Annotated in this window: 25 protein-coding genes; 16 read left to right on the forward strand and 9 right to left on the reverse strand. The window is 60.9% G+C overall.

Annotation, left to right across the window (positions count from 1 at the left end; all coding sequences use genetic code 11):
* The first annotated feature begins 14 nt into the window (after nt 1–14).
* A complete protein-coding gene (locus DXY10_RS13985; protein WP_115020050.1) occupies nt 15–1,547 on the forward strand; it encodes an apolipoprotein N-acyltransferase in 1,533 nt (510 codons plus the stop codon).
* On the opposite strand, the gene mnmA is transcribed toward DXY10_RS13985, so the two are convergent.
* A complete protein-coding gene (gene mnmA, locus DXY10_RS13990) occupies nt 1,468–2,670 on the reverse strand; it encodes a tRNA 2-thiouridine(34) synthase MnmA (RefSeq protein ID WP_371411165.1) in 1,203 nt (400 codons plus the stop codon). The genes DXY10_RS13985 and mnmA overlap by 80 nt on opposite strands.
* Before the next feature lie 48 nt (nt 2,671–2,718).
* On the opposite strand from mnmA, the gene DXY10_RS13995 reads away from it, so the two are divergent.
* Both DXY10_RS13995 and DXY10_RS14000 read left to right on the forward strand, forming a co-directional pair.
* Nucleotides 2,719–4,296 (forward strand): NAD(P)H-hydrate dehydratase, encoded by a 1,578-nt coding sequence (locus tag DXY10_RS13995; RefSeq protein WP_115020052.1) that lies wholly within the window; start codon nt 2,719–2,721, stop codon nt 4,294–4,296.
* Between the two features lie 159 nt (nt 4,297–4,455).
* Complete coding sequence (locus DXY10_RS14000) at nt 4,456–5,397, forward strand: RpoD/SigA family RNA polymerase sigma factor (protein WP_115020053.1); 942 nt, start codon at nt 4,456–4,458, stop codon at nt 5,395–5,397.
* Between the two features lie 76 nt (nt 5,398–5,473).
* On the opposite strand, the gene pdhA is transcribed toward DXY10_RS14000, so the two are convergent.
* The gene (gene pdhA / locus DXY10_RS14005; protein WP_115020054.1) at nt 5,474–6,565 is read right to left on the reverse strand and encodes a pyruvate dehydrogenase (acetyl-transferring) E1 component subunit alpha; all 1,092 of its coding nucleotides are present in this window, start codon (nt 6,563–6,565) and stop codon (nt 5,474–5,476) included.
* Between the two features lie 40 nt (nt 6,566–6,605).
* Between pdhA and DXY10_RS14010 the strand changes: the two genes are divergently transcribed.
* The 5 genes from DXY10_RS14010 to DXY10_RS14030 all read left to right on the forward strand — a co-directional run bounded on the left by DXY10_RS14010 (nt 6,606) and on the right by DXY10_RS14030 (nt 12,708).
* Nucleotides 6,606–8,801 carry an ARC6/PARC6 family protein gene (locus DXY10_RS14010; protein WP_244282450.1) on the forward strand — a complete coding sequence of 732 codons (2,196 nt, stop codon included), beginning with the start codon at nt 6,606–6,608 and terminating at the stop codon, nt 8,799–8,801.
* 83 nt (nt 8,802–8,884) lie between these two features.
* Nucleotides 8,885–10,375: a signal recognition particle protein gene (gene ffh / locus DXY10_RS14015; RefSeq protein WP_115020055.1), complete on the forward strand. Its 1,491-nt coding sequence runs from the start codon at nt 8,885–8,887 to the stop codon at nt 10,373–10,375.
* A gap of 76 nt (nt 10,376–10,451) precedes the next feature.
* Nucleotides 10,452–10,856, forward strand: a complete 405-nt coding sequence (rpsP, locus tag DXY10_RS14020) for a 30S ribosomal protein S16 (protein ID WP_115020056.1) — start codon at nt 10,452–10,454, stop codon at nt 10,854–10,856.
* Between the two features lie 8 nt (nt 10,857–10,864).
* Complete coding sequence (locus tag DXY10_RS14025; protein ID WP_115020057.1) at nt 10,865–11,878, forward strand: PhoH family protein; 1,014 nt, start codon at nt 10,865–10,867, stop codon at nt 11,876–11,878.
* 95 nt (nt 11,879–11,973) lie between these two features.
* Entirely contained in the window at nt 11,974–12,708 is a 735-nt protein-coding gene (locus tag DXY10_RS14030) for a Bax inhibitor-1 family protein (protein WP_115020058.1), read from the forward strand.
* 115 nt (nt 12,709–12,823) lie between these two features.
* On the opposite strand, the gene DXY10_RS14035 is transcribed toward DXY10_RS14030, so the two are convergent.
* The gene (locus DXY10_RS14035) at nt 12,824–13,342 is read right to left on the reverse strand and encodes a hypothetical protein (RefSeq protein WP_115020059.1); all 519 of its coding nucleotides are present in this window, start codon (nt 13,340–13,342) and stop codon (nt 12,824–12,826) included.
* A gap of 76 nt (nt 13,343–13,418) precedes the next feature.
* Between DXY10_RS14035 and era the strand changes: the two genes are divergently transcribed.
* On the forward strand, nt 13,419–14,366 hold the full coding sequence (gene era, locus DXY10_RS14040) for a GTPase Era (protein ID WP_115020060.1): 948 nt from the start codon (nt 13,419–13,421) through the stop codon (nt 14,364–14,366).
* Nucleotides 14,367–14,418: 52 nt separating this feature from the next.
* On the opposite strand, the gene DXY10_RS14045 is transcribed toward era, so the two are convergent.
* Both DXY10_RS14045 and DXY10_RS14050 read right to left on the reverse strand, forming a co-directional pair.
* Nucleotides 14,419–14,952 (reverse strand): hypothetical protein, encoded by a 534-nt coding sequence (locus DXY10_RS14045; protein ID WP_115020061.1) that lies wholly within the window; start codon nt 14,950–14,952, stop codon nt 14,419–14,421.
* A 63-nt stretch (nt 14,953–15,015) separates the two neighbouring features.
* On the reverse strand, nt 15,016–15,288 hold the full coding sequence (locus DXY10_RS14050) for a hypothetical protein (protein WP_179949424.1): 273 nt from the start codon (nt 15,286–15,288) through the stop codon (nt 15,016–15,018).
* Between the two features lie 141 nt (nt 15,289–15,429).
* Between DXY10_RS14050 and DXY10_RS14055 the strand changes: the two genes are divergently transcribed.
* From DXY10_RS14055 to larB, 6 genes are all read left to right on the forward strand, one after another.
* Nucleotides 15,430–15,840, forward strand: a complete 411-nt coding sequence (locus DXY10_RS14055; protein ID WP_115020062.1) for a hypothetical protein — start codon at nt 15,430–15,432, stop codon at nt 15,838–15,840.
* Between the two features lie 209 nt (nt 15,841–16,049).
* On the forward strand, nt 16,050–16,559 hold the full coding sequence (locus DXY10_RS14060; protein ID WP_115020063.1) for a phycobiliprotein lyase: 510 nt from the start codon (nt 16,050–16,052) through the stop codon (nt 16,557–16,559).
* 6 nt (nt 16,560–16,565) lie between these two features.
* Nucleotides 16,566–17,267, forward strand: coding sequence for a tRNA (guanosine(37)-N1)-methyltransferase TrmD (gene trmD, locus DXY10_RS14065; RefSeq protein WP_115020064.1), 702 nt, complete (start codon nt 16,566–16,568; stop codon nt 17,265–17,267).
* 56 nt (nt 17,268–17,323) lie between these two features.
* Nucleotides 17,324–17,809, forward strand: coding sequence for a 2-C-methyl-D-erythritol 2,4-cyclodiphosphate synthase (gene ispF / locus DXY10_RS14070; RefSeq protein ID WP_115020065.1), 486 nt, complete (start codon nt 17,324–17,326; stop codon nt 17,807–17,809).
* A gap of 77 nt (nt 17,810–17,886) precedes the next feature.
* Nucleotides 17,887–18,234 (forward strand): TIGR03792 family protein, encoded by a 348-nt coding sequence (locus tag DXY10_RS14075; protein ID WP_244282461.1) that lies wholly within the window; start codon nt 17,887–17,889, stop codon nt 18,232–18,234.
* On the forward strand, nt 18,231–18,953 hold the full coding sequence (gene larB, locus DXY10_RS14080) for a nickel pincer cofactor biosynthesis protein LarB (RefSeq protein WP_115020067.1): 723 nt from the start codon (nt 18,231–18,233) through the stop codon (nt 18,951–18,953). The genes DXY10_RS14075 and larB overlap by 4 nt, the downstream gene beginning before the upstream one ends.
* Here the strand turns inward: larB and DXY10_RS14085 are convergent.
* A complete protein-coding gene (locus DXY10_RS14085; RefSeq protein ID WP_115020068.1) occupies nt 18,943–19,125 on the reverse strand; it encodes a hypothetical protein in 183 nt (60 codons plus the stop codon). The two genes, larB and DXY10_RS14085, sit on opposite strands and share 11 nt — an antisense overlap.
* A 99-nt stretch (nt 19,126–19,224) precedes the next feature.
* Here DXY10_RS14085 and DXY10_RS14710 point away from each other — a divergent pair, with 99 nt between their 5' ends.
* Nucleotides 19,225–19,392 (forward strand): hypothetical protein, encoded by a 168-nt coding sequence (locus DXY10_RS14710; RefSeq protein WP_170955867.1) that lies wholly within the window; start codon nt 19,225–19,227, stop codon nt 19,390–19,392.
* A 141-nt stretch (nt 19,393–19,533) separates the two neighbouring features.
* Here DXY10_RS14710 and DXY10_RS14095 read toward each other — a convergent pair whose 3' ends face one another.
* The 3 genes from DXY10_RS14095 to DXY10_RS14105 are packed head-to-tail and all read right to left on the reverse strand — an operon-like array spanning nt 19,534 to nt 21,820.
* Complete coding sequence (locus tag DXY10_RS14095; RefSeq protein WP_115020093.1) at nt 19,534–20,505, reverse strand: DUF1517 domain-containing protein; 972 nt, start codon at nt 20,503–20,505, stop codon at nt 19,534–19,536.
* Nucleotides 20,506–20,529: 24 nt separating this feature from the next.
* Nucleotides 20,530–20,745 (reverse strand): sulfur carrier protein ThiS, encoded by a 216-nt coding sequence (gene thiS / locus DXY10_RS14100; RefSeq protein ID WP_115020070.1) that lies wholly within the window; start codon nt 20,743–20,745, stop codon nt 20,530–20,532.
* Nucleotides 20,746–20,773: 28 nt separating this feature from the next.
* Complete coding sequence (locus DXY10_RS14105; RefSeq protein WP_115020071.1) at nt 20,774–21,820, reverse strand: thiamine phosphate synthase; 1,047 nt, start codon at nt 21,818–21,820, stop codon at nt 20,774–20,776.
* Nucleotides 21,821–21,930: the final 110 nt, after the last annotated feature.

Raw genomic sequence — 21,930 nt, forward strand, 5'->3', positions numbered from 1 at the left:
GGTGAATCTGTTTTTTGGACAATGACCGATCCCTGGCCTGGCTTCAGGGCTTAGCCGGTGGTGCTCTGGCTGGGCTTGCTCTGAGCGCCCCAGGGTGGTGCCCCTCAGGGCCTTTGCTGATGCTGCCGGCCTTGGCACTGCTTTGGTCGATTGCTCGCTTCCCACCGGCTGCCGGGCTTTGGGGCTGTGTTGCGGTCTTGGTCAGCCATCGCTGGCTGCTGGCCTTGCATCCACTCACGTGGATCGGTGTACCGGCTGCTCTGAGCTTGCCGGTGGTTGTAGCCATCTGGAGCTTCTGTGGCTTAGCCGCAGCGGGTTTGGTCGCGAGTTGGGCGTTACTGGCGCGATGGTGTCGGCGTAGCCGCTGGAGCACAGCTTTGCTGATGGCCTCTCTCTGGGGACTGGTCGAGGTGTTGTTGGCATCGGGCCCGCTGTTCTGGATCGGCCTCGGATCGAGTCTTTTGCCTGGTGATCCCCTCCTCGCGGGTTTGGCTCGCTGGCTGGGCAGTGGTGGGCTGGCTGCTTGTCAGTTGCTGGCGGGTTGGTGGTTGTGGCAGCTGGTGGCTAGGCGTCCACTTCTTTGGCGCCGCTGGTTGGTCGCTGGTCTGATGGCCTTGCTGCTGGCCCATGGCTGCGGTTGGTGGCTTCTGCACAGCGTTGGTTCCGGTGCGATCCCTGCTGATTCACCCTCCCTTGCTCGGGTTGGGCTTTGGCAGCCATCGCTGCCCACCCGCGAGAAATTCAGCTCTGAACAACAGCGGCTCTTGCCGGCCCGTCTCCAGGGGGCTTTGCAGGCTGCAGCTCTGCAGGGAGCTGACTGGCTCGTGGCACCGGAGGGAACCCTGCCACTGGAGCGAGGATTGCTGGAGCCCGCACCATTGCCGTTGCTCAGCGGTGGCTTCCGCTGGACGCAAGGCCAGCAGCGCAGTGCCCTTCTGCTGGTGGAACGAGGGGCGCAGCAACCATCGGCGGCGCTTGACAAGCACCGGCTTGTACCCCTCGGCGAGTGGATCCCGACCTGGCTCGGAAGCGCCGGAGGCCTGTCTGCAGTTGGCGGCGTGTCGCCGGGAGTTCCAGACCGCCTATGGCGCTGGGATGGCCCTCCGGCCGCAGTGGCGATTTGCTACGAGCTCAGTGATGGGGCGGCGATAGCCAGAGCGGTGGGTCATGGAGCCGAGTGGTTGTTGGCCATTGCCAATCTCGACCCCTACCCCTTGCTGCTGCAGCGGCAGTTCCTGGCGCTGGCCCAGCTGCGCAGCATCGAAACCAACCGTCCGTTGCTGAGTGTCGCCAACACTGGCCCAACGGCTGCGGTGTCGGCCACGGCGAATGTGGAGCAGTTGCTCCAGCCGATGCAGCCTGGGCTTGCGATCACCAAGCTTGAGCCCCTGATCGGCATGACGCCCTATGTGTTCTGGGGTGAACGGCCCTTACAGCTTGTTGTTGCGGTGGTGGCGTTGGCCCGTATCAGGGAGCGGTTCGTTGGATCAGGCCGCCGCCAAGGACCCGCTCCCCGTCGTAAAACACCGCCGCCTGGCCAGGTGTGATTGAGAACTGGGACTGATCGAAGCTCAGCTGGCAGCGGTGGGGGCGTCCAGCGGCGGCATCGTCGCTGGTGGGACTGATTACCTCCAGCCAAGCGCTTACAGGCTCACTGCGATAGCGCACTTGCACCTCCACCCGCTGACGTGTGCCGAGGGCCGGTTGTGCGATGGAGACCCAGTTCAAGGCACCGACCACACAGTTGTCGGTTCCGGCTTCCTCTCGCGTGGCCACAACCACGCGGTTCATCGCTGCTTCCAGTCGGACGACATGCAGCGGCTCGCTCCAGGCCACCCCCAGCCCCTTGCGTTGACCGATGGTGAAATGTTCGATGCCGTCGTGCTTCCCGACCACCGTGCCATTGAGGAGCACGATCTCCCCCTCCCGTGCAGGCAGATAGGTGTCGAGGAAGGCACGCATCGAGCCGTGATGGTCAGCGAGGCAAAGGTCCTGGCTTTCCGGTTTCTGTGCCGTCCGCAAGCCGAAGCGTTCCGCTTCCAGTCTTGTGTCGGGTTTGGTCAGTTCGCCAAGCGGAAAGACCAACTTGCCCAGGGCTTCCTGCGGCAGGTCATAGAGGAAGTAACTCTGGTCTTTGCGGTGATCCAGTCCTCGCAGCAGCTGATGACGGCCGTTGTCACTCTGGTCTGCAGGACGGACGCGGGCGTAATGGCCTGTAGCGATTCGCCCGATTGACCGGTTCTCCTCGGCCCAGGAGATCATCGGGCCGAATTTGACCTCTCGATTGCAGCGGGAACAGGGCAGCGGCGTCAGCCCTTCGGCATAGCCGTCCACCAGGAACTGAACAATCTGTTCCTTGAAATGCTCTCTGAAATCAACGACGTGGTGGGGAACACCCAGCTGTTCGCAAATGCCGGCGGCATCCACGAGCCCTTCAGCGCAGCAGGCGCCTTTGCCACTCATCAGCCAGAGGGTCAGTCCTTCGACTTCCCAGCCGGCTTCCACCAGCAAGGCGGCAGTGAGAGAGCTGTCGACCCCGCCGGAGAGTCCAACGGCCACGCGATGCTCTCCAGGCCATTGCCGCAGGCGCTCCAGAGCCTTTGCGCCTGCTTCAGTGGCCGTGGTGTGTGACTCGGCCTGGCGGATCGACATGACGGGTTCGGGCGGCATTGGCGGCACCGCTGGATCTCTCCATAGTGAGATCCCGGCTGTCCCTCTGTGTCCTGGCCCCCGATTGATGCCGATCACTGTCTGGTGAGTACGGCTGAAATGGTGGCGCTGGAACAGGAGTGGCTGGCCAGTGGTCTGCCGGTTCCCGCTCTGATGGAGAAGGTCGGTCTGGCGATGGCGGCCTGGTGTCTGCAACAGCCTGGCCTGCTGGAGCAGGGTGTGCTGGTGCTGGTCGGTCCAGGCCATAACGGTGGCGATGGCTTGGTGGTGGCCCGGGAGCTCGCACAGGTGGGGATTGCTGTGCGGATTGTCTGCCCTTTACCCCTGCGTCAGCCACTCACACAACAGCACGCTCAGCATGTTCGCTGGTTGGGTGTGCCTGAACTTGAAGGTGAGCCAGATCCAGACGACCCCTCCCTCTGGATCGAAGCGTTGTTCGGCCTGGGGCAGACCCGCCCCCTGCCTTTGGGTCTGGCCACGTTGCTGCAGCAACGTCAAAGAAAACAACCTGGACGATTGGTCAGCCTCGATCTGCCGGCGGGACTGGATGGTGACAGCGGTCGCCCTTTCGATGGTGGAGCGGCGGTGGCAAGCGCCACGCTCACGGTGGGCCTGATCAAGCGGGGTTTGGTGCAGGACTGTGCGCTTGCCTATGTCGGACGTCTGCATCGGATTGAGGCAGGGGTGCCACGTCGACTGTTCCCGCCTTTCGCCAACCGTTTCGCCAATCGTCCGGTCTTGATGATTGGGGAGGACGATCTGCAGACGTTGCCTCGGCCCCATCCGCCCCGGTCAGCGATGAAATATGAGCGTGGTCGGGTGTTGGTGGTGGCGGGTAGCGAGTGCTATCGCGGCGCTGCTTTGTTGGCGCTTCAGGGAGTTCTGGCGAGTGGAGTCGGCAGCGTGCAGGCCGCGCTGCCGCAATCGGTTGCGGCAGAGATCTGGCAGCTGATACCGGAGGTTGTGCTGGCCGCAGCATTGCCGGCTACGGATCAATGCGGTCTCGACTGGGGAGGCTGGCTTGCCGGACACGATCTTCAGCGGCTCGATGCCCTGCTGCTTGGGCCTGGGCTGGGGGGGAATGGTGGTGACTGGGCGCAGCAGGCAGGGTCATTAAAGACATTCCCAGGCTTGTTGGTGCTGGATGCTGATGGTCTGAATCAGATGGCGGCCTCGCCCTGTGGTTGGCAGTGGCTCAAAGGGCGCCTAGGTCCAACGTTGATCACGCCTCATGCCGGCGAGTTCGCACGTCTGTTCCCCAAGATCAGTCTCGATCAGCCTCTGGAGGCCGCTCGTGCTGCTGCTGCATGCTCCGGAGCCACAGTGCTGCTGAAAGGAGCGCACACCCTTCTGGCGTCACCGCAAGGGAGCGTGCACCAGCTGATCAGCGGGAACCCCAGGGCCGCAAGGACTGGCCTGGGCGACGTTCTGGCTGGATTCACCGCTGGCTGGGGTGCGCAGGCCATCTCTGATCAGACCACGCACCAGAGCTTGGACGAGATGCTTGCAGCAGCGGCGCTGCTCCATGGCGAAGCGGCACGCTCCTGCGATCAGGCCAGCACGGCCGGGGCTGTGGCCAGCCAGCTCTCGGCAATGGTTTTGCATCACAATTCGGCGACCGGCTGAGAAGCCCTGCAATCACTTGCAGAACTTGTTTTTGTAACAAGCATGTCGCGACTTTTGTGTCGATTTCACCTCATGAATCTGAAGGGTTGCTGAAAACACAACGCCTCTTTGGATTTCCATAGGAAAGTCTTCGCATCGAATACAAAGTCGGAGAACAACATGGCCTCTCTGGCAGCCGGTCTTGCTGAAACCCAGCGCCGCCGAAGTAGTGATCCGATCAGTTGGTATCTCGCCACGATCGGTCGTATCCCACTGCTTACACCAGCTGAAGAGATTGAACTTGGCAATCAAGTTCAGCAGATGATGACGCTCACTGAAGACGGTTCCATCGCCGTCGATAGTGATCAGTTCAGCTCCCATGACCGGCGCATGATCCGGGTTGGGCGCCGAGCCAAGCAGCGCATGATGAAGGCCAACCTTCGTCTTGTGGTGAGTGTTGCCAAGAAATATCAAGGCAAAGGTTTGGAACTTCTTGATCTGATTCAGGAGGGTTCCCTTGGCTTGGAGCGAGCGGTTGAGAAGTTTGACCCCACCCGTGGTTACAAGTTTTCGACGTATGCCTTCTGGTGGATTCGCCAGAGCATGACCCGTGCCATTGCCTGCCAGTCGCGAACGATCCGTCTTCCTGTTCACCTGAGCGAGCGTTTAACCACCATCCGCAAGGTGAGTCTCGATTTGGCACACAAGCTTGGTGCCATGCCTTCGCGCATCGAAATTGCTGAGGCCATGGATATGCCTTTGGACGAGTTGGATTCCCTTCTTCGTCAGGCGTTGACCACCAGCAGCCTCGATGCTCCTGTGAACGGAGAGGAAGGGCGCAGCTTCCTTGGTGATCTGATCGCAGACAGCTCCTGTGATGAGCCTCTGGCCAAAGTGGAGCAGAGCATTCATCACGAGCAGCTCGGTCGTTGGCTCAGCCATCTCAGTGACCAAGAGCAGCATGTGCTCAACCTTCGCTTTGGTCTGAATGGCAATGAGCGGCACACTTTGGCTGAGATCGGTCGCCTGCTGGAAGTGTCACGCGAAAGGGTGCGCCAGGTTGAGCTGAAGGCTCTGCGCAAATTGCGCAACCTCACCCGCAGGGTTCCTCCACAGTTCTGAAATTTCCGATTAGATCCTTGTTCAGATCAGGGCTTCTTCAGCCCTGATCTGTAGTGGTTTTGATCCCAAGAGGATTTCAGTCTTCGGCCCAGATGTAGCGAGTGAGCTCGGAGCTATCCGGTTCAGGAGCGCTGAGCGCAAAATCAACGCAATCCTGCACCTCTGCGTCGATTTCTTTCTCGATGGCCCGCAGGTCCTCGCTGCTGACCAGGCCGGCTGAGACGAGATCGCGCTCAAGGGCCTTGAGCGGGTCTCGCTGGGCCCAGAACTGTTTCTCCTCTTCGGCCCGAAGCTCATCAGGATCGGCCAGGGAGTGGCCACGGAAGCGGTAGGTGAGGCACTCGAGCAGGGTGGGGCCTTCGCCTGCTCGGGCTCGGGCAACAGCTCGTTCAGCCGCGGCGCGAACCGCCAGCACGTCCATGCCATCCACTTCCTCTCCGGCCATGCCGAAGGACGCTGCCTTGCGCCAAATCTCAGGATCACTGGTGGCACGGTTGTGGTCCATCCCGATCGCCCACTTGTTGTTTTCCACCACGAAGATGATCGGCAGCTTCCAGAGCTGCGCCATGTTCAGGCATTCATAAAACTGACCAATGTTGCAGGTTCCGTCACCAAAAAAAGCGGCGGTTACGGAGTCGCTATCGGCTTCACCCAGGGCCTCACGCTTGTATCGGCTGGTGAAGGCAGCACCGAGGGCGACTGGGATGCCTTCGCCGATGAAGGCGTAGCCACCAAGCAAGTGATGCTCTTTTGAGAACAAGTGCATGGAGCCGCCTCGGCCCTTGCTGCAGCCGGTTTCCTTGCCAAAGAGTTCGCTCATGACCTCGCGGGCGGGGACTCCGGCGCTGAGGGCATGCACGTGGTCGCGATAGGTGCTGCAGAACCAGTCGTGCTGTCGCTTCATCGCACCAATGACACCGGTGCTGACCGCTTCCTGGCCGTTATAGAGATGCACGAAGCCAAACATTTTGCCCCGGTAGTACATCTCGGCGCACTTGTCTTCAAAGCGCCGACCCAGGGTCATATCGCGATAGAGGGCCAGACCGGTGTCGCGGTCGACTTGGGCGCGGCTTGCCGTGACCAGACCGGAGAGACGCTCGGCATGGGCACCAGTTAGGCCTGTGCCAACTGCAGTCCGCTCGGTCTCCATCGCGATGTCCTGGCCCATGACACGCCACTCATTGACGTCTGACTGTAAGGGTCAGCGGATGATCAATGGGCAAAAACCCTTGTTCTGCCTACAGTCTGCTGCCAATGGAAAGGGCTCAGAAAAGGTGGAACTGCCGATTGATCATTTCCGCCTTCTCGGCGTCAGCCCCTCTGCCGAGGCCGAAACGATGTTGCGCACTCTCCAGTTGCGTATCGATCGGCCCCCATCCCAGGGATTTACCCAGGAGGCATTGCAGCAGCGGTCGGAGCTGCTGCGCCTCTCGTCGGATCTGCTCACAGACCCTGAACGGCGAGCGGAGTATGAAGCGGCACTGCTTGACCTGGGTCGGGAGCATCCCGGCGAAATCGCCGGTCTGGAGCTGTCTTCCTCCCGAGAAGTTGCTGGCCTGATGCTGCTTTGGGAAGCCAGTTCACCGCATGAAGCCTTTCAACTCGCACGCCAGGCTCTACAGCCCCCTCAAGCTCCGGCCCTTGGCAGCAACCGTGAGGCTGATCTCGCCTTGCTGGCCGCTCTAGCTTGTCGCGATGCTTCCCGACAGGATCAGGAAAGTCGTCGTTATGAATCGGCAGCGGGCCTGCTCACCGATGGCCTGCAGCTGCTCCAACGGGTGGGCAAGCTCCCGGATCAGCGTCAGGAGATCGAGCAGGATCTGCTCCAGCTCACGCCTTATCGGATTCTTGATCTCCTCAGCCGCGATTTGGCTGAGGAGGTGTCGCGTCAGCAGGGTTTGCAACTCCTGGATGAATTGGTGAATGAGCGGGGTGGGCTTGAAGGCTCAACACTCACCAACGACAGTCACAGCCTTAGCCAAGGTGAATTTGAGCTGTTCTTTCAGCAGATCCGCCGCTTCCTCACTGTTCAGGAACAGTTGGATCTCTATCAGCGCTGGCAGCGGGGGGGCTCCAGCGATGCAGCCTTCCTGGAGGTGATGGCCCTCAGCGCAGCTGGGTTCTCACGGCGTAAGCCGGAGCGGCTGGAGGAAGCGCGTCAGCGTCTGCAGTGCTTGAAACTGGACGGTCTGGACATGCGGCCGCTGCAGGGTTGCCTTGACCTCCTTCTCGGTGATGTGGATCGTGCCCAGACCCAAGTGCTCGCGTCTTCAGATAGCGATTTGCAGCAGTGGTTGCTGAAACATCCTGGAGATGATCTCGCCGCTCTTTGCGACTACTGCAGGGCCTGGTTGCGACGGGATGTGCTGCCGGGTTTTCGAGACGTGGACGCCGAAGCGGTGGATCTGGAGGCCTGGTTTGCGGATCGTGATGTACAGGCGTTTGTTGAACGTCTGGAACGGATTGAAGGTCGTCAGCTCAGTCGTGTGACGGAGTCCTCCCCTTCATCGGGCCAGGAGCAAGACCCCTTCCCTGCTTTCCCTCTCGATCCGGATGGCTTGATGCCTCTGCCTATCGGTGAAGCCTCATCCGCTTTGGCTGAGGAGGCTGATCACAGCAGCCCGACGAAAGAGGCTTCGACGGGTTGGCGCGATCGCTTGGCCGGCCTGTCCCGTCCGCAGTGGTCGATACCGAAGCTGACGCTGCCTCGCCCAGCACTCCCTCTGCCTCCTCTCAATCCTCCCAGTCGTCCAGTGGTGATCGGTTCAGCGGTGTTTGCTGGTGTGGTGGCTGTTGTGGCTGCTTTCAGTGTGGTTGGTCTCCGGCAGGAATCCAGTCCCAGTGCCGATCAAGCAGGCAGCTCCCAAGACCTTTCCCAAACTCAGCCTCAGACCCAGTCCTCTCAGACGGATCTCAATCAGGCGGATCTCAGCCGAAACAGGGCCAGCCAGACCGCGCCAATCGCGTCGAGTGCTCCGCCAGCACTGTTGAAGCCTGCTCAGGGTTATGCCCTTAGGGATGATCAGCCCACCACCGCCCAGTTAGAGGGTTTGTTGCAAGCCTGGTTGGATCGCAAGGCCCAGGTGCTGGCCGGGGGCTCCTTGGCGGATGCTCGATTGGCGGATGTGGCCCGGGATGGGCTTCTGGCTCAGGTGCAGTCGCAACGCCAACGGGATGCTGCGATCGGCGCGAACCAGAAAGTGGCAGCCACGATCACCTCCGTGGAGGTGGTGAGTAGCAATGCCAATCGCATTGAGATCAAGGCGAAGGTGGCCTACAGCGATGAGCGCCTCGATGCCAGCGGCCAGGTGATGGAACGCACGCCAGCCAGATCCTTGCCGATTACTTACATCCTTGGCCGTGATGGCCAGCAATGGCGCCTGCATGCCTATTTCGGCAGCTGATCTTCAACCAGAGCAGTGGCTGAAGCAAGCGGTGTGAAAGGTGGCTTTTACCATCAACACATCACCGTTTGCGGATCGCTTCCATGTTCGATGAGCTGTCAGCCCGCTTTGAAGATGCGGTTAAGGGGCTGAGGGGTCAGGACAAGATCTCAGACACCAATGTGGAGGGGGCCCTCAAGGAGGTGCGTCGGGCCCTGCTCGAGGCCGACGTCAGTCTGCCGGTGGTGAAGGATTTTGTGGCTGAGGTGCGCGACAAGGCGGTCGGGGCCGATGTGGTTCGTGGCGTCAGCCCCGATCAGAAGTTCATTCAGGTGGTGCACGAACAGTTGGTCGAGGTGATGGGTGGCGACAACGCCCCTCTGGCCAAGGCTGCTCAGGCACCCACAGTCGTGCTCATGGCTGGTTTGCAGGGTGCCGGTAAAACCACGGCCACAGCCAAGCTGGGCCTTCATCTCAAAGATCAGGGTCGCAAGGCTCTGATGGTGGGTGCAGACGTGTATCGCCCTGCCGCGATCGAGCAGCTCAGGACTCTTGGCGAGCAGATCGGTGTTGAGGTGTTCAGTCTTGGTGCTGAGGCCAAACCGGAGGACATCGCTTCTGCCGGTTTGGCCAAGGCCAAAGAAGAGGGTTTCGACACCTTGCTGGTCGATACCGCTGGTCGCCTTCAGATCGACACGTCGATGATGGAGGAGATGGTGCGGATCCGCACCGCAGTGCAGCCCGATGAGGTGCTGCTGGTGGTGGATTCGATGATCGGCCAGGAGGCGGCCGAACTCACCCGTGCATTCCACGAACAGGTCGGAATCACCGGGGCGGTGCTCACCAAGCTCGATGGTGATTCACGCGGTGGTGCTGCTCTTTCGATTCGGAAGGTCAGTGGTCAGCCGATCAAGTTCATCGGCACCGGCGAAAAGGTTGAGGCACTTCAGCCCTTCCATCCGGAGCGGATGGCGAGCCGAATCCTCGGCATGGGGGACGTGCTCACCTTGGTGGAGAAGGCCCAGAAGGAGGTCGAACTCGCCGATGTTGAGCAGATGCAGAAGAAGCTGCAGGAGGCGTCGTTTGACTTCTCCGACTTCTTGAAGCAGATGCGTCTGATCAAGCGGATGGGATCGCTCGGGGGATTGATGAAGATGATCCCGGGCATGAACAAGCTCGATGACGGCATGCTCAAACAGGGGGAGCAGCAGTTGAAGAAGATCGAGGCGATGATCGGTTCGATGACGGCCGCCGAGCGCACGCAGCCCGAGCTTTTGGCGGCTCAGCCGTCGCGGCGACGACGGATTGCCTCTGGTTGTGGTTACCAGCCTGCGGATGTGGACAAGGTGCTGGCTGACTTCCAGAAGATGCGCGGGTTTATGCAGCAGATGACGCGCGGTGGCGGCATGCCGGGGATGGGTGGTGGCATGCCAGGGATGCCAGGCATGGGAATGCCGGGGATGGGTGGTGGCATGCCAGGGATGCCAGGCATGGGAATGCCGGGTATGGGCGGTGGTGGTCGCCCCACGCGTGGTGGCGGTCCTCCCCGCCGACAACGCCCGGTCAAGAAGAAAAAGGGGTTTGGAGACCTGTGACACCCCGCAAGGTATGGTTACTGTTTGGCACGCGGTTTTCAATCCGTGCCGAGTTCCACCAACAAGTAGCGCCACGATGATCAAGCTCCGCCTGAAGCGGTTCGGTAAGAAGCGGGAAGCGAGCTTCCGCCTCGTGGCCTGCAACAGCACGTCTCGTCGTGACGGTCGCCCCCTTGAGGAACTCGGTTATTACAACCCGCGCACCAAAGAGACCCGTCTTGATGCCGAAGGTCTGCGCTCGAGGTTGAGCCAGGGAGCTCAGCCAACCGACGCTGTCCGTTCCTTGCTCGAAAAGGGCGGTTTGCTCGAGAAGAGTGTGCGCCCTGCTGAGATTGTCGGAAAGGCCAAGCAGAACGCGGCTCGTGAGGCTGCTGCCAAGCAAGCCGCGAAAGAGGCTGCTGAGGCCAAGGCTGCCGCCGCCGCTGAAGCTGCTGCTGAGTCTTCCGATGAAGGGGCCTCCGAGGCTGGCGCTGAAGCCTGATTGAGGTCATGGTCGAGGCCACGACTGCCGGCCGTTTCCTCTTTGATCTCCCAACTCCGGAAGCGGCTCTCGCCCTCTCCGGAGCATCCGAACAGACTCTGCGTCAACTCGAAGCACTCACCGGTGTTTCCCTGGTGATGCGGGGTCTTCAGCTTGAGATCCGTGGCAGACCCAGCCAATTGGAGAGGGCTGCTGGTGTTGTCGAGCTGCTGCGCCCCTTCTGGCAGGAGGGGGAGAGCGTGTCATCGGTTGATTTGCAAGCGGCGCTTCAGTCGCTCGACACCGGTCGGCATCAGGATCATGAGGCAATGGGTCAGCAGGTGTTGGCCCGTAGCCAGCGGGGCAATCTGCTCAGGCCGCGGACCTTGCGGCAGAAAAACTACGTCGAGGCGATGGAGCGCCACGACCTCACGTTGGCCCTTGGTCCGGCTGGAACCGGCAAAACCTTTTTGGCCACGGTGCTGGCCGTGCGCATGCTCACCGAACGCAAGGTGGAGCGATTGATTCTCACCCGTCCGGCGGTGGAGGCGGGAGAACGGCTCGGTTTTCTGCCGGGCGATCTGCAGCAGAAGGTGGATCCTTACCTGCGACCGCTCTATGACGCCTTGCATGCCCTGTTGGGACCCGAAAAAACCAGCGCCTTGCTTGAAAAAGGTGTGATCGAAGTGGCCCCCTTGGCCTACATGCGTGGCCGCACTCTGTCGGAAGCGTTTGTGATTCTCGATGAAGCTCAGAACACCACGCCGGCGCAGATGCGCATGGTGCTCACCCGGCTTGGGGAGCGCTCTCGCATGGTGGTGACTGGAGACATCACCCAGGTTGATTTGCCTCAGGGGCAGCTCAGTGGCTTGGTCGAAGCGGCTCAGGTGCTTGAGGGGGTTGAGGGGGTCGCCGTTTGCAAGCTCACCGCAGCCGATGTGGTTCGCCATCCCATGGTGCAACGGGTTGTGGAGGCCTATGCCCGGCGGGACAAAGCCAACGGTGGGCCGGCTGGATCCGGCGGACAGAGGCCGCGGCGCTAATGCACTGCAACAGGAATTGATGGGGAGATCCGAACCTGTTTTCTGCCCAAAACCTTGTCAGGACTGGCAAAGTATTGACAGTGATCAGGAGATCCATGCCAGCCAGCAGTAATTTCCAGGAGGCCATTCGCGAGGCTCAATCGAGCGCTCTGGTTGGCCCCAACGTTGTCAATAAAGCCTTGCCCTACGTGGGTGGTGGCATGGTGCTGACCGCCGGAGGTGTGCTCGGTGGCATGGCCACCATGGCCTCGATTGGTTACCAGGCCTTCAACGGCCTTTCGATGGTCGCGATCATTCCGTGGTTCATCCTCTTTTTCGTCGCCCAGAACGCAGCGAAGAAGGCCAACAACGGCACCGCGTTGCCATTGATGGCCACCTTTAGTCTTCTCACTGGCTTCACGCTCACTGGGCTTGTCGTTCAGGCGATCTATGTGGCAGGCGCCGCATCGATTGGCATCGCAGCGTTGGCCACCGGCCTCACCTTTGTGGTGGCATCCGTGTTTGGACGTCGCATGAGCGACAGCGTTGGTCAGGCGCTCACCTCGGTGGTCAGCCTCGGCTTGTTTGGCCTTGTGATCGCGATGGTTGGCATCTTTATTGCCGGCTTCTTTATTCCTGGCCTCTATGAAATCACCAATCTCGCGATCGCCGGCTTTGGCACGGTGCTGTTCGTGGGCATGGCTTTCGTCGACTTCTACACGATGCCTCGGATGTACCGCGATGATCAGTACCTCTCAGGTGCCCTGGGGATGTATCTGACTTACATCAACCTGTTCGTCTTTGTGTTGCGTCTGATCATTGCTCTGCAGGGTGGTGGACGTCGCGACTGAGTGTGATCTCTGAGCTGGTTGCTTGAGCAGCCCTGGCCCTGGCGTAAGCCGGGGCTTTGTTGTATTCAGGCCTACTGCGCTTTGGCAACTGATCCCCTCGACGCTGGTTTTTGGCTTACTCCGCAACGGCGTTAATCGCGGCATGGATGGCGGCCTTCTGGGCATCGTCGTAGCCCCAGCGCTCCAGAAAACCGACATCCTCACCACGGTTGTGGGCGGCGGCATCGAGCAGGGTGTCGAGACGCACTTTGACGCGAGCGGATTCGAGTTGGCGCAGAAGTTCAATGCAGCGGCGGTTCACGCGGTCCGATCCAGCAGCCTGTTCGCCATCACCATTGCCCTGATGGTGATGGACCATGGCCGCACTCATGGCCAGGTTTCGGGCCGTGAGGTCAACCACGCCGTCACCGGCTTCACGCAGTTTGAGCAGCAGGGCTTCCGGCAGGCGGTCCATCAGGGCGCTGTCACCGGCCAGGCTCACCACGAAAAAACCGCGCGCTCCGTCACGGCTGGCGACCAGTTCGCCCACCCTGTCGGCGATCACCTCGTCGCTGATTTCCTCGTCATCCCATTGCTTCAGCCATCCGGCGGCGATCTCCATCGCCTGCTGGAAACTGGGCTCAAGCCTGCTCATCTGTGGGATCCAACCATGGCCTCAGCCTATGGGCTGATGAGCTGAGAGGCTGGAGGACAGGCGAACTAGGCGTTTGATGGATCACACGGGACCCAAAGAGCAAGGAGTGTTCCGTTCCGGCTTTGTGGCCCTGATCGGCCGCCCCAATGTGGGCAAGTCCACCCTGGTGAATCAGCTGGTGGGAGACAAGGTGGCGATCACCTCGCCAGTGGCCCAGACCACCCGCAACCGCTTACGGGCCATCCTCACAACTGCGGAGGCCCAATTGATCCTGGTGGATACCCCCGGCATCCATAAACCCCACCACCTTCTGGGAGAGCGTTTGGTGCAGAGCGCCCGGGCAGCCATTGGCGAAGTGGACCAGGTGTTGTTGTTGCTGGAGGGCTGTGAGAAGCCAGGCCGCGGCGATGCTTTTATCGTCAATCTGCTGCAGCAGCAGCGCTTGCCTGTGCAGGTGGTACTCAACAAATGGGACAAGGTCCCAGTGGATCAACGGCCGCAGGCCGATGCCGCGTATCGCGAGCTGTTGGCCGAAACTGACTGGCCTCTGCTGCATTGCAGTGCTCTTAGTGGCGAAGGCTGTCCTGATCTCGTCGCCGCGATCAGTGCCCGGATGCCTGAAGGGCCGCAGCTCTACCCCCCCGACATGGTGAGCGATCAACCCGAGCGCCTCCTGATGGGGGAGCTGATTCGCGAACAGGTGCTGGCTCACACCAGGGAGGAAGTGCCTCACAGCGTGGCGGTGCAGATCGAACGCGTCGAAGACATGCCGACAAAAGGCAAGGGCAGCAAGCCCCGCACCGCTGTGCTGGCAACGGTGCTGGTGGAGCGAAAAAGCCAGAAAGGGATCTTGATCGGCAAGGGTGGCGCCATGCTCAAGACCATTGGACAGGGCGCACGTCTTCAGATGCAGACCCTGATTGATGGTTCCGTGTACCTGGAATTGTTCGTGAAGGTGGTGCCGAATTGGCGAACAAGCCCAGCCCGCTTAAACGAACTTGGCTACAGCGAAGAGCACCTCTGACAAGCCAAGCCCCCCATGAAAATGGGAGGCTCGCGAATCGGCTATTTGCGACTCACCACATCCGGTAGACGGGGCTATAGATCAACTTGCGACCGTTGCGGGTTTCGACGAGGTTGCCGTGGCGAAGATCAAAGCGCGTGCTCACGGGAGACCAGCCCGCCTGAATGGTGTGCCATTGCCCCACATAACCAACCGCAGCAGAGCGACAGTGACTGCCGTCCACCCAGGTCTTGGTGACCTTCGGTGAGTAGGCATGGCTGATCTGGAACCGGGCACCATTGATGGCTGCGAACTGACCACGGGCATGTAAGGCGCGGCAGCGGCGCTGGCTCACATTGGGATAACCAGGCCTGATCTCGGGGTAGCCGGCGATTGGGCCCAACACGGAGTCGATGATGTTGCCGACGGTCATGTCGGTTCCGTAGTCGGGGTGCGGCGCGAAGCCAGGATCCATGCCGTAGTCAGGATGCATGCCGTAATCCGGATGCATGCCGTAGTCAGGATGCATGCCGTAGTGCTGGGCCTGGGCTGGAGCGACGATGGCTGCTGGAAGGACTGCGGCCAGGGTGAGAGCAAGGAGTTTCATGGGGGTGAACTGGTTCGATGTCCTCACCATCTCGCTGCCGGTAGCCGCGTGAATTGACGACCATCAGTCATCGCTGTGATCTTGCTCACGTGTTGTTTGATTGGCCAGCAGTTGCAGGCTTTCCAGTCGTTCGAGCGTTTGTTGTGCCTGGGTGAGCATGGCGCGGCCATGGGGTGCACAGGCTGCCACCAGCGAGGCGCCTTCGGAGGCTTCAATTCGCGTCTGGTCGATGCAATGGGCGATGCGTGCCCTGGGGTCGCCCTCCATGGACTTGGTGGCCTGCGCCATGGCGGGGTTCACCATGGCGCGCAGCAGCACCGTGAGGGCCTGATCCAAGCTGTTGGGAGGGGTTGGTGACACAGGCAGGGAAATCAGTCGTTACCAGTCTGTTGAACTGCTCTGTTCCATCGCTTCGGCTGAGCGTGTGGTCTCTTCACTGCCCTGCCGGCGTTACGTTGCCATCAGTGGGGAAGGGTGATGAAACGCGCAAGGCTCCGTCATCGGCTTCAGCAGCTCCCCCCCTGGCTTGAGAAGACCTTGCCGGCCAGCCGCAATTTCTACGTCTTGGTGGCCGTCGCCTTTGGCGTTGTGGGCTATATCGCCGGAGTGTCGCTGCTGGGGCGCTTTGCGTCGCCGCCGATCAGCCTGGACGAGACGCCGCTGCCTCCGGTTGAAGGTGGAGTGAATCCGGTTCTGCCAGGGACTGCTCCGGCTGAGCCCATCAATGATCCTCCTGTGGTGACAACGCCGCCTGTCCCTGCGCCAGAGATCAAGCCTGCACCGGTCCCTGATCGATCCGAGTTCACCGAAGAAGAAAACTGTCGGATCTGGAAACGAACGTTCCCGGAAGCAGCCGCCAAATTGAAGCCTGGTGATTCCTGTTACTGAGGCTGTCGCCCCTCTCAGGGCATCGGCACACCCGCTTCCAGGTCCTATGGAGGTTGGTCAGGTTCGGTGGAGATCCGTCACGAGGCCAGTGCGGAAGCCGGTTTGCTCGCGCTTTTCGTTCCGATCAGCGGTGAATTTCGTTGTGGTTATTGCTGCTTTGGTCGGTGCAGTGTCGCCAGGTTGTGAGGCAGGGCTGAGAGAATCGCCAGATGACTGATGCCCCTGCCCCTACGGCTGTGTCTCCGGTGGCCGACCTCCCCTTCCCGCCCGAAACCCTGCAAGCTTTTTCGCAGCTCTGTGTCGGTCGCTGGATGAGCCTGCGAAGCATCTTTGCCCTCGATGGGTCGGAAGAGTGGCATCAAAGTGAGCGCGGTGAGGTCGAGATCCGCTCTGACGACGATCCGACCGGTTGCGCTGCCTTGACGGTGAGCGACGGCGAGGGCAAGCCGCTCAGTCGCCTCGTTTTCAGTGCTGATGGTGTAGTTCAGCGTGCGGGTGGTGCGGCCCAGGCCATCCAGTCGGGGGGCTGGCAATTGCGGAAGGATGGTTGCCTCGAGCTTCGTTTTCCTGCAGATGATGACGCCGAGGTGCTTGAGCGCGTTTGGTTCATCAAGGCCAATCTGCGCCTGCGTACGACCACGCTGGTGGATCGGTCGGGGACACCTCAGCAGGCGAGCTTCTGCTCCGAGATCCGTCGGGTCTCCTCTCCCGCTCGCTAAGGCCTGATGGCGCCCTTTCGTTTGGATGTGCTCAGCCTGGCCCCCCAGGCCTTCGCTCCTCTGCTTGAGCTCGGTGTGATCGGTCGCGCCTTCGCTGCCGGCATCGCTGAGCTGCATCTGCACAATCCTCGCGATCACACCACCGATCGCCATCACAAGGTCGATGACATCCCCTATGGCGGTGGGGCTGGCATGGTGCTGAAACCGGAGCCTGTCTATGCGGCCTTTGAGGCACTGCCCGTTCTGCCGCGGCGGCGTGTGCTGATGATGAGCCCCCAGGGTCAGCCCCTGAAGCAGGCTGATCTTCAGCGCTGGGCAGAACACCTTGATCAGTTGGTGCTTCTCTGCGGCCACTACGAAGGCTTTGATGAGCGCATTCGCCGATTGGCTGATGAGGAGGTGTCGTTAGGGGATTTTGTGCTCACCGGTGGCGAATTGCCGGCGATGACCATCATTAATGGGGTTGTGCGCCTGTTGCCCGGCACGGTGGGAACCGCAGCGTCCTTGGTGGATGAGAGTCACAGTGATCTGTTGCTGGAGCATCCCCACTACACCCGGCCGGCGGAGTTCCGTGGGATGACGGTTCCGGATGTCTTGCGCAGTGGTGATCATGCCGCTATCGATGCCTGGCGCCAGGCTCAGCGTGAGCAGCGCACAAGGGAACGACGCCCGGATCTTCATCGAAGGTGGCAGGAGAAACAGCAGTAGTCGGCTGCAGCTGCTGGGCTGGTCGTTGAGAATGCCAAGGGTTGGGCCAGGCATTCATGCAGCTGCGCATCGGCAATGGTTATGACATCCACAGGCTTGTGCCTGGTCGACCCCTGATCCTTGGGGGTCAGCGGCTTGATCATCCGGCTGGCCTGGGGCTTGATGGCCACAGTGATGCCGATGTTCTGGTTCACGCGATCATGGATGCCTTGCTCGGTGCTCTCTCGCTTGGAGACATCGGTAAGTACTTCCCCCCCGAGGACCCTCAGTGGAAGGGAGCCGACAGCCTGGTGTTACTGAACCAGGTGGTAGCGCTGGTGCGTGATCAGGGCTGGCAGGTGGTGAATGTGGATTCGGTGCTGATTGCTGAGCGCCCCAAGTTGAAGCCTCATATCGAAGCGATGCGCCATGCGATCGCCAGCTGCATTGGCATTGAGCCCGAACGGGTGGGTGTGAAAGCAACGACCAACGAAAAGCTTGGACCCGAAGGGCGGGAGGAGGGCATTTCTTGTCAGGCTGTTGCCCTACTGCAAACCGCATGACCTTGCTGCTGCGTATCGTCTGCTGGCTTGCGGCCGCTCTGATGTGGTGGGTGCCTGCCTCGTTCGCCTCTGCCGCTATGGTTCCCCATCTTTCTGCCCCCTCTGATGCTGCAGTTGTGGAGCATCTGCGCATCAAAGTGCCCGTCGAAGCACGAGCCATCTGGCTGGAGGCGGAGCAGGGCAGCTGGGAGCCTTGGTTGGCACAGCAGGATGGCTTTCTCGGCCGTGATCTGCTCTGGGATGCCACGACTGAGGAAGGAACCCTGCTGATTCGCTGGGAGAGCAGGGCGCAGTGGAAGGCCATTCCCCAGGGCGATGTGAACAAGGTTCAGGATCAGTTTGAGCGACTGGCCCGGGAGGGCACTGGTCTTGCCAGTGGTAATCCCTTCCCTCTCGTCTTTGAAGGTGAGTTGTTGCCACAGTGAGCGACTCTCCAGCCTCCGATCAGCAGCAGCGCGATGACGTCCGCTTCGACTGGGGACGACCCGCTCGTATCGGCTTGCATGAGGCGATATGGGGTGAACACAAAAGCGCTGACCAGATTGCTGCGATCCTGAACCAGGTGGCAGAGCGGGATCAGTTCGCTCTGGTCACCCGTGTGAGTGAGGAAAAGGCAAGCACGGTGCGAACCTTGCTTGCGGCCCAATCAGAAGCAGCAGTGCTTCATTGGCACGCGTCTGCCCGCTGTCTCAGCTTCGGGATGTTGCCTGTTCGGCGTTCAGAGCTGGGAGAGGTCATGGTGCTTGGTGCAGGCACGAGTGATCTCACGGTTGCGTCAGAAGCGCAGTTGGCTCTGCAGTGCCACGGTGTTGCATGCGGCTTGATGCTTGATGTGGGGGTGGCTGGGCTTCATCGTCTGCTGGAGCAGTTGCCACGACTGAAACCTTGCCAGGTTTTGATTGCCTGCGCGGGGATGGAAGGAGCCTTGCCCACGGTGCTGGCCGGTTTGGTGCCCCAGCCGGTGATCGGTGTGCCGGTGTCCGTTGGCTATGGAGTTAGTGCAGGCGGGCGCACAGCCCTGGAGGGCATGCTCGCGAGCTGTGCACCGGGGTTAACTGTGGTCAACATCGACAACGGTTATGGAGCGGCGATGGCGGCCCTGCGCATTCTTCAGTCCAACGGCGGCACAGGGCTCAGTCGTTGAAGATGGGATGGGGGCTTGGCAGAAGCGCCGCCGTTGATGCCTCGTCGCTGTTGAGATCGAGCAACTGTTCGACCCAAAGTTTCATCGAGAGAGGCAAACGGCCTTCCTGATATCGCATCAGTGCTTCCATCAGCACAGACGAATTAATCCACTGAGGGGAACGCCGAGCCATGACCCGATGCAGGTTGGGCGAAGGATGAAGCAGCTCAGAAGCTGGCGCAATGGGGCAAGCCTTGAATCAATCCGTTGATTCGACTTGGCTGCTTAGCCGATGGAGTTCACTTCTGAGCTCAGGGCCTTCGATGTCGCCAAGGAGACGAACGAGATCAAACAACTCGTTTCGATCGAGCTCACCATTCGCCTGCCATTGCATGGAGCGGGGGTCGAGGCAGGAGGCGGGAGCCAAGGTCAGGAGCAATTGACAATCATTGGACCTTAGAGAGTTTGCACCGTATTGAAAGCGCTGAAATCTGTACTTGATCAGAAGAATTCAGGCTTGTCAGTCACGGGTGCTTGCCTTGCCAGGCGTGGCCTGATCGCAGAACCAGACCTCCAAATGGATTTTGGGGAGTGCGGCCGTTTAGAGGTGCTGGAGATTGGGATACACAGTGACCAGCTCTTCGGCGCTGAGCACGTCACCAGCACCATCCGGTTGCCAGATCACCTCAAGGGCCATCAGGTCGGTGGAGGAGGTGGAGCCGAGGATGCGTAGAGACTCGCGTAGCCCTTCACTGGTGTCGATTCGTTTGGTCTTTACCGGACGGCGGCTGGCCACCAGCACGGTGACGGCGATGTATTCATTCGTGGCATCAGCATCACCAACGGCTTGAATATCGCCGCTATCACTGTTTCTTCGACCACCCACATTGGACGTGAGTTCTTCGCGCAACTTGCTGCGCTCGGTCATCGACAGGTGGTTGAAGGTCGATTCCGCAGCATTGAAAGGAACGCTGCCGTTATCAACGGCGGCGTAAACCCATAGATCAGGCTGACGCAGTAGAGCCAGAGTGGTTTCTTGGAGAACACGCTGGAGCCCACTGGAAGAGCTGGTGTCGGCGCTTGCGGCCAGTTGGCGGAGATCTTGCTGCAGTGCCTTGGCATTGGCTAGCAGTCCGATCTGGAGTTGCACCAGGGTGACGGGCCCACTGCTTAAGGACTCCGGACGCTCATACCCACCCATCGCTGCACCGCCGCTGTTGCCGCGGAACGCGTTCATCACCACGCCAGCAATCGCCATGATCGCGAACAGGCCAAGCAGGCCGCCCATGCCACCGAAGCCGATGGGGATCAAGAAGGGCAAGCCGATCCCACCGCCGCCATAGCCGCGCCCGTAGCCACCGCCGCCATAACTGCGGCCGTAACCGCCGCTCCTTGGCATGGATGGGGCACGGAAGCTACCGCCTCCGATTCGCCCTCCACGGGCTGCGTGACTGGGCTGCGGTTGGAGCACAAGCAGGACTGCTACCAACACCGGCACCAACAATGCCGACAGTGCTCGCCGCAGGATCCGGCTGATCTGGCTGGAGCGGATGGAGAGCGACGAACGCTTCAACACAGCGAGGCGAATGAGACGACTCTAGGAACCACCGCCCACGATGGTGACGATTTCGAGCTTGTCGCCGTTCTGAACCATCTGTTCGGCCCATCGCTCCGGGGTCAGGATCAGTCCGTTGAATTCCACCACCACCAGTTTGGGGTGATGCCCCAGGCGCTCCACCACGCAAGCCAGTGTGGAAGGGCTTGCCTCCACCGTGCGCTCCGCGCCGTTCACCTGAATTGTGAGTGTTGCCATCGGAGCTGTGCTGAGCGAAGGATGTGGATCAGGCCAGCGCGGCCAGAAGCACTTGGCTGGAGGTCTGAGGGTCGTCAGCGGCCATGATCGCGCCCACCACCGCAACCCTGCGAACGCCCGCTTGCCGCAGCTCCGGGATGCGATCTGCATGGATGCCACCAATGGCGAACCAGGGCAGGCTTGCCTGCTCACTGGCCTGTACTGCCCAATGGAGCCCCTGGGCGGTGCTGTCCGGTTTGGTGTCGGTGGCGTAGATCGGCCCCACTCCGAGGTAATCGCAATCCTCCTGCTGGGCCTGCTGCAGTTGCTCCAGGTTGTGGGTGCTGCGCCCGAGTAGTCGTCCGTCGCCGATCAGGCTGCGGGCGGCTGCGGTGGGTAGATCGTCTTGGCCAAGGTGAACACCGTCCGCATCGACCAGCAGGGCCAGATCGATGCGGTCATTGACGATGAACAACGCTCCATGCTCACGGCATAGGCCGGCAATGGCTTGGGCTTCGGCGAGTCGGTCGCGGTCATGCCCCTCTTTTGCGCGGTACTGCACCAGCGAGACGCCGGCTCTGAGGGCGGCCTGCACCCGCTCCAGCATTGCTTCTGCCGGGGCCGTAATCAGGCAGAGGTGGCATTGGTCCAGGCGTTGGCGGCGCTCGGCGCGTTTGCCGGCTTGGAGGATCGTGACTTCGAGGTCGTAAAGGCCGTAGCGAATGGTGGCTGCTGTGCGGGCCAGCTCCGCATCTTGGTCGCGGCCAAATTCTTCAAGAACTCTCAGCGCTTCCTGCACCCGGGCGCAGTTGGCCTCCACAATCTGCTTTGGCTGGGGTCGCTGCTGCTGGGCAGGGTGAGCCATCCCCGCCGCGGTGTCTTCGGCGGTGGACCGGGCCTGTTTGTAGTGCTCACGGTGGCGTTGCCCCAGCTGCTGGCGCCAGTCTTTGAGGGGTTGCACCAGATCGGCACGATCCAGCCCGAAGCGGCACCAGTCCTCCACCACGCGTAAGCCCTCGCGGGCACGGTCGAGGTTGGCATCAATCAGCCTCGCCACACACTGCTCGCTGCGGGGGGCCACAGGCATCGATTTCATGGCAGGGTTGGAACGATCACATGTTCGATGGTTTCCATGGACAACGGTGGATCCGACAGCCCGATGCACGTGTTGGTGTGGGGGATCCTTTTGCTGGGGGGCATTGGTGT

The organism is Synechococcus sp. UW140, from assembly GCF_900474295.1.
Classification (GTDB): Bacteria; Cyanobacteriota; Cyanobacteriia; order PCC-6307; family Cyanobiaceae; genus Synechococcus_C.

Excerpts from the sequence above, each read along its gene's own strand:
- thiS (WP_115020070.1), bottom strand. The coding sequence starts at position 20,745 with ATGGCAACACTCACAATTCAGGTGAACGGCGCGGAGCGCACGGTGGAG.
- DXY10_RS14000 (WP_115020053.1), top strand. The coding sequence starts at position 4,456 with ATGGCCTCTCTGGCAGCCGGTCTTGCTGAAACCCAGCGCCGCCGAAGT.
- trmD (WP_115020064.1), top strand. The coding sequence starts at position 16,566 with ATGGCGCCCTTTCGTTTGGATGTGCTCAGCCTGGCCCCCCAGGCCTTC.
- era (WP_115020060.1), top strand. The coding sequence starts at position 13,419 with ATGGATCACACGGGACCCAAAGAGCAAGGAGTGTTCCGTTCCGGCTTT.
- DXY10_RS14010 (WP_244282450.1), top strand. The coding sequence starts at position 6,606 with ATGATCAATGGGCAAAAACCCTTGTTCTGCCTACAGTCTGCTGCCAAT.
- mnmA (WP_371411165.1), bottom strand. The coding sequence starts at position 2,670 with ATGCCGCCCGAACCCGTCATGTCGATCCGCCAGGCCGAGTCACACACC.
- DXY10_RS14025 (WP_115020057.1), top strand. The coding sequence starts at position 10,865 with ATGGTCGAGGCCACGACTGCCGGCCGTTTCCTCTTTGATCTCCCAACT.
- DXY10_RS14105 (WP_115020071.1), bottom strand. The coding sequence starts at position 21,820 with ATGAAATCGATGCCTGTGGCCCCCCGCAGCGAGCAGTGTGTGGCGAGG.
- DXY10_RS14075 (WP_244282461.1), top strand. The coding sequence starts at position 17,887 with ATGGTTCCCCATCTTTCTGCCCCCTCTGATGCTGCAGTTGTGGAGCAT.
- DXY10_RS14045 (WP_115020061.1), bottom strand. The coding sequence starts at position 14,952 with ATGAAACTCCTTGCTCTCACCCTGGCCGCAGTCCTTCCAGCAGCCATC.
- DXY10_RS14030 (WP_115020058.1), top strand. The coding sequence starts at position 11,974 with ATGCCAGCCAGCAGTAATTTCCAGGAGGCCATTCGCGAGGCTCAATCG.
- DXY10_RS14085 (WP_115020068.1), bottom strand. The coding sequence starts at position 19,125 with ATGGCTCGGCGTTCCCCTCAGTGGATTAATTCGTCTGTGCTGATGGAA.
- pdhA (WP_115020054.1), bottom strand. The coding sequence starts at position 6,565 with ATGGGCCAGGACATCGCGATGGAGACCGAGCGGACTGCAGTTGGCACA.
- DXY10_RS14055 (WP_115020062.1), top strand. The coding sequence starts at position 15,430 with ATGAAACGCGCAAGGCTCCGTCATCGGCTTCAGCAGCTCCCCCCCTGG.
- ispF (WP_115020065.1), top strand. The coding sequence starts at position 17,324 with ATGCAGCTGCGCATCGGCAATGGTTATGACATCCACAGGCTTGTGCCT.
- rpsP (WP_115020056.1), top strand. The coding sequence starts at position 10,452 with ATGATCAAGCTCCGCCTGAAGCGGTTCGGTAAGAAGCGGGAAGCGAGC.
- ffh (WP_115020055.1), top strand. The coding sequence starts at position 8,885 with ATGTTCGATGAGCTGTCAGCCCGCTTTGAAGATGCGGTTAAGGGGCTG.
- DXY10_RS14060 (WP_115020063.1), top strand. The coding sequence starts at position 16,050 with ATGACTGATGCCCCTGCCCCTACGGCTGTGTCTCCGGTGGCCGACCTC.
- DXY10_RS14710 (WP_170955867.1), top strand. The coding sequence starts at position 19,225 with ATGGAGTTCACTTCTGAGCTCAGGGCCTTCGATGTCGCCAAGGAGACG.
- DXY10_RS14035 (WP_115020059.1), bottom strand. The coding sequence starts at position 13,342 with ATGAGCAGGCTTGAGCCCAGTTTCCAGCAGGCGATGGAGATCGCCGCC.